3 protein-coding genes are annotated in these 4,349 nt (G+C 45.8%); 1 reads left to right on the top strand and 2 read right to left on the bottom strand.

From position 1 onward, the window contains the following. Window positions 1-177: 177 nt before the first annotated feature. Window positions 178-567, bottom strand: a complete 390-nt coding sequence (locus ACTIE6_RS02755; protein ID WP_439555172.1) for an HIT family protein — start codon at window positions 565-567, stop codon at window positions 178-180. 122 nt (window positions 568-689) lie between these two features. On the opposite strand from ACTIE6_RS02755, the gene ACTIE6_RS02750 reads away from it, so the two are divergent. Then, complete coding sequence (locus tag ACTIE6_RS02750) at window positions 690-1,400, top strand: 3-keto-disaccharide hydrolase (RefSeq protein ID WP_439555171.1); 711 nt, start codon at window positions 690-692, stop codon at window positions 1,398-1,400. Here the strand turns inward: ACTIE6_RS02750 and ACTIE6_RS02745 are convergent. Then, window positions 1,395-2,531, bottom strand: coding sequence for a DEAD/DEAH box helicase (locus ACTIE6_RS02745; RefSeq protein ID WP_439555180.1), 1,137 nt, complete (start codon window positions 2,529-2,531; stop codon window positions 1,395-1,397). The two genes, ACTIE6_RS02750 and ACTIE6_RS02745, sit on opposite strands and share 6 nt — an antisense overlap. Window positions 2,532-4,349 lie beyond the last annotated feature (1,818 nt).

Below are 4,349 nucleotides of genomic sequence, written 5' to 3'. Positions count from 1 at the left end.
GGAGGTTCCTGGATATCCCCAAGCAATTCTCCGGCTATATCGCGATGCAAACAAAACTTGATGTGCTTGGCGGACTAACTGTCAAAGGGGCTTACGCAGCGGACATAGGAGATTTGTACCGCAGAACACACGGATTTACCCTGGGTTTACGGAAAGACTTCTCCTTTTACTGATCAATTAAAGGTTTTCGCGTATTTGCGCTGCCAGGCTCGCCAGCTCCTCTTGCGAAATGCTGATTTTCTTTGAGAAATCGGCATCTGACATACTATTCAATGGAATTAAATGGATGTGAACGTGCGGGACTTCCAGACCAATTACGCTGACACCAATGCGCAGACAAGGCACGGTTTTCTCCAATGCAGGTGCGATGTTCTTCGCAAACAACAGCAAACCCGTGTACGTCGCATCATCCAGATCAAACAGATAATCGACTTCTTTTTTAGGTATTACCAAAGTGTGCCCCTTCGCAATCGGGAATGCATCAAGGAAGGCCAGAAAATCATCGTTTTCCGTAATCTTGTGAGCCGGGATTTCTCCGTTAACTATTTTTGAGAATATAGAAGCCATTGTTGTCAGTTAAAAAAAGTCAGCTCAGGATACCTACTTTGGCAGCCGAACTTTCGTTTGAAATAAGTATTTAAAAACCGAAAAGTACTTAATATTGCGATCTAAATTTTAACAGAGAAAACATGACAAGCAAGAATTGGAAAGCTTTCAGCAGAGCATCCCTGATCGCATTGATCGCTTTCGCTTCTACAACTAACTATGCAGAAGCGCAAAATAAAGGCAAATGGGAAACCCTGTTTGACGGTAAATCATTGAAAGGCTGGCATAGCTGGCAGTCAGATGAAGTACTGCCGCAATGGAAAATACAAGACAATGCAATCGTACTGACTGAAAAAGGCGGAAAAGACCTTGTTACCGACAAGGAATACGGCGATTTTGAACTCGAACTGGAATGGAAAATTGCAGAAGGCGGTAACAGCGGTATTATTTACCACGTAATCGAAGATAAGAAATACTGCTGCCCATATTCAACCGGTCCTGAAATCCAGGTTTTGGATGATGTAAAACACCCTGACGCAAAAGCGGGCAAAGAAGGCAACCACAAATCCGGTTCGCTTTATGATATGCTTCCTCCAAACGACTTCAAAGCTGTGAAGCCTGCCGGACAATGGAACAAGGCGAAAATCGTGATCAAAGGTGGTCGCGGAGAAAGCTGGTTAAATGGCAAGAAAGTAGTTGACTTCCCGACACAGGGTGCTGAATGGGAAAAGCTGGTTGCAAACAGCAAATTCAAAACCTGGGAAGGATTTGGTGCTGCTTCAAAAGGGAAAATCGCTTTGCAGGATCACGGAGATCAGGTTTCTTACAGAAATATCCGCATCAGAGAACTATAATAGGTCTGCCGGCAAATTGCCGGTCCAATACTCGCGGCTGTAAATGCGCCTGAATGGCCAGTTTTTCTGCCGCAAAAGAAGGGGTAAGTAAGCGTGCGGTTCCTTTGACGATTTGCTCTCATGATAGAGATCGTCGTCAGTCAGGACCAAGCCCTTATAAACCCCTTCTTCTTTTATAGTCACATCCCCGAATGGAAGTTCTTTTCTATACTCCGGCCGCAATTTTGTCAAACGTTCTTTCAGAAGCCAGTCTGTCCTGAATTGCTTTGCACCAGCGGGAACCGGCTGGAATTTACCCTGCGAAACTTCCAATGCATATTCCAGGTAAGCTTTTAACATTTTCGGACCTGCATTGGCTGTATGGTCTGTCTGCATTTGGGCCGGCCACAAACTTGTCACAAAGTAAATTCGCTCCCTCGCCCTGGTCACAGCCACATTCAACCTGTTTTCGCCTCCCTGCATGTTCAGACTCCCGAACTGCATAGAAAGTTTGCCTTTTTCATCAGGCGCATAACCCATTGAGAAAATGATAATATCCCGCTCGTCTCCCTGTACGTTTTCTATATTCTTTACAAAAAGATTCGGCGGCAGCATGCTTTCCCTTTCCAGACTATCCTGGATCGCAGCTTGCTGGTAGAAATTGAATGTAACAATCCCGATGCTTTTGCCTTCCGGAATCAGCTCTTTGACCAACTCCACCACTCTTTCTACCTCAACTGCATTGGTATTCTGTTTCCAGATACCTTCGGTTTTAATGTACCGGATTCCAGCCCTGCCTGCATTGATGTGGCTGAAATCTGGCAGTAAGCGAAGACTGTTTTTGTAAAAATGGCGGTTAGAGAAATCAATCAGATCAAGTGACTGGCTGCGGTAATGTCCGGTAAGCTGGTATTGTTCCAGGGACTGTGCCGCCAGGTCGAGCAAAGATTCTATCTCTTTGGCCGCCACATATTCATCGTCTTCCTCTCCCCTGTCTTCGTACCTGACCTTATATAAGTCGCTTGGCGATAGCTGCTTATCATCTCCCGTTACAACCAATTGCTTTCCTCTGAATGCAGCAGGAAGGCCATATTCGGCGTAACATTGCGAAGCTTCATCAAAAATGACGAGGTCAAAAAGTGCCTGCTNCATCGGAAAAATGGCAGATACCGACTCCGGTGAAGCCAGCCAGCAAGGTACCAGCGAGAAAACTTCGTCAGAATAATTTTCCAATACCTTCCTGATCGGCCATATCTTACGTTTTTTGGTTACCTGATGCGCCAGTTCGCGATAAGTGACTGTATTTCCAAGCCGGTTTTTCGAAATATCTTCGTAAGTACCTTCACGTAGCTTGATACTACTGATTGATACGCTCAGCTTTTGCTTCAACTGGATACCGGCTTGAAGCTGATCTTCCCATTGCGCCATTTTCAGCGAAGTAACAGCTCTTAGCTCCGGGTATTTTGATTCTATATGTTCAATCCAGGCCAGTTTGATGCTATTTTCAAACAGTCCCATCATAGCTTCCGTATCTGCTAATCCCGGTTTGCTGCTTTCCACACGCACGATTTTGGCTACCGACTGCTCGGCACCTGTCATTTCCTTAAAAAGCCGGTCCATATCTACCAGCGAGTCAAAGTCTCTGGTCAGAGAAGCGCGTAAGCGGTCGGCATACTCTGGCTCACTGATCAATTTGCTAATTTGAGAGGTCAGTAAAAAAGGCAGCATTTCACGCTCCAATTTATCCCAGGTTTCGAGCCACAGGATCAATCCTTTTAGAATGGTATCGAACTCAGTTTTGTCAGACGCATTTTTAGTAACTGAATGTAAAACCGGCTGCCAGGGTTGAAATGAGCAACGTACAACAGCATCAGCTGCTGCTTCCGCATTCCTGAAAAACTGGGTTAATGCGATATCCGGCTGCATTCGGGCGTCAGAGCTTTCTTTATAGTGCAAGCTTGCCTGCGACAACCAACCCTCAATCTCCTGTCTGTTCCTGACGCGCACTTGCAACTTTCTCAGATCGGCAAGCTCAAGTGAAAGTCCATTGGCAGTGGCTACCCTGTCGATTTCCTTTTTTTCTTTACTAAAAATCCCCCAGAAAAAGCTGGTCAATGCCGACTCCTTTGAGTCCATTGCCTTGTTCAAAGACTGGTAAAAAGGTACAAGCCCGGTTTTACTCAGTGAAAATTCAATGCCTTCTTCCTGCAAAAATCCGTCAAGTGCATCGGCAGTCTGCCTCACGAAAGCGAGCCGCTCGTGTGCATTGTGTGGTGAAAAACGGTACTGCTTAAATAAAGACCAGCTTTCATTATTGTGTATCAACGCAGCAATATTCCGCAGCCTGCTGAGCGCCTCAGCGCGGTTTCGAACAAAATCAATGGAAAAATGGGTATTGGTAAGCTGCTGAAATTTATCTTTTTGCCGCAAAAAAACAGCCGGGATTTCGTCGAGCATTTGCTCCATTCTCCTTAACTCGCCCAGCCCGAATACGGAAAAATCCCTGCGTTCAGCCCAATCGTGGCTTGCACCAATATGAAGGGTATAGTCGAAATATGTCTTTAATCGCCTCCGAAAATCATCCCACTGGTCGATTCTGAAATGTTTGTAATGCGCAAGCAGGTCTATATGCGGTGCGCGCTGGTCGCTGGTCAAATACAGCTCCTTGATACTTACACCGCATTCAGTTTCATCAAACAAAGCTTCCCGGAAAGCATTCAGGTCAGCGACGGTCTTATCGATCGCCCGGCTCTCCTGGGTAAATTGTCTTTCAAGAAAAACTGCATCCAGACTGTAATTCTCCTTGCGGTATGCATCTACATCCTCAATCTGTGCGGCAATCTGACGGTACAATGCTGGTCTGTCATTTTTGAAATCATGGATCAATGCAACAAACCTGTACATCCCAATCGTTTTGAGCCGCTGATGCACGACGTCCAATGCAGCCCGTTTTTGACAAACTAGCAACAC

It is taken from the genome of Dyadobacter sp. (assembly GCF_051859145.1).
Classification (GTDB): Bacteria; Bacteroidota; Bacteroidia; order Cytophagales; family Spirosomataceae; genus Dyadobacter.
This window is presented reverse-complemented; position numbering and strand designations above follow the sequence as displayed.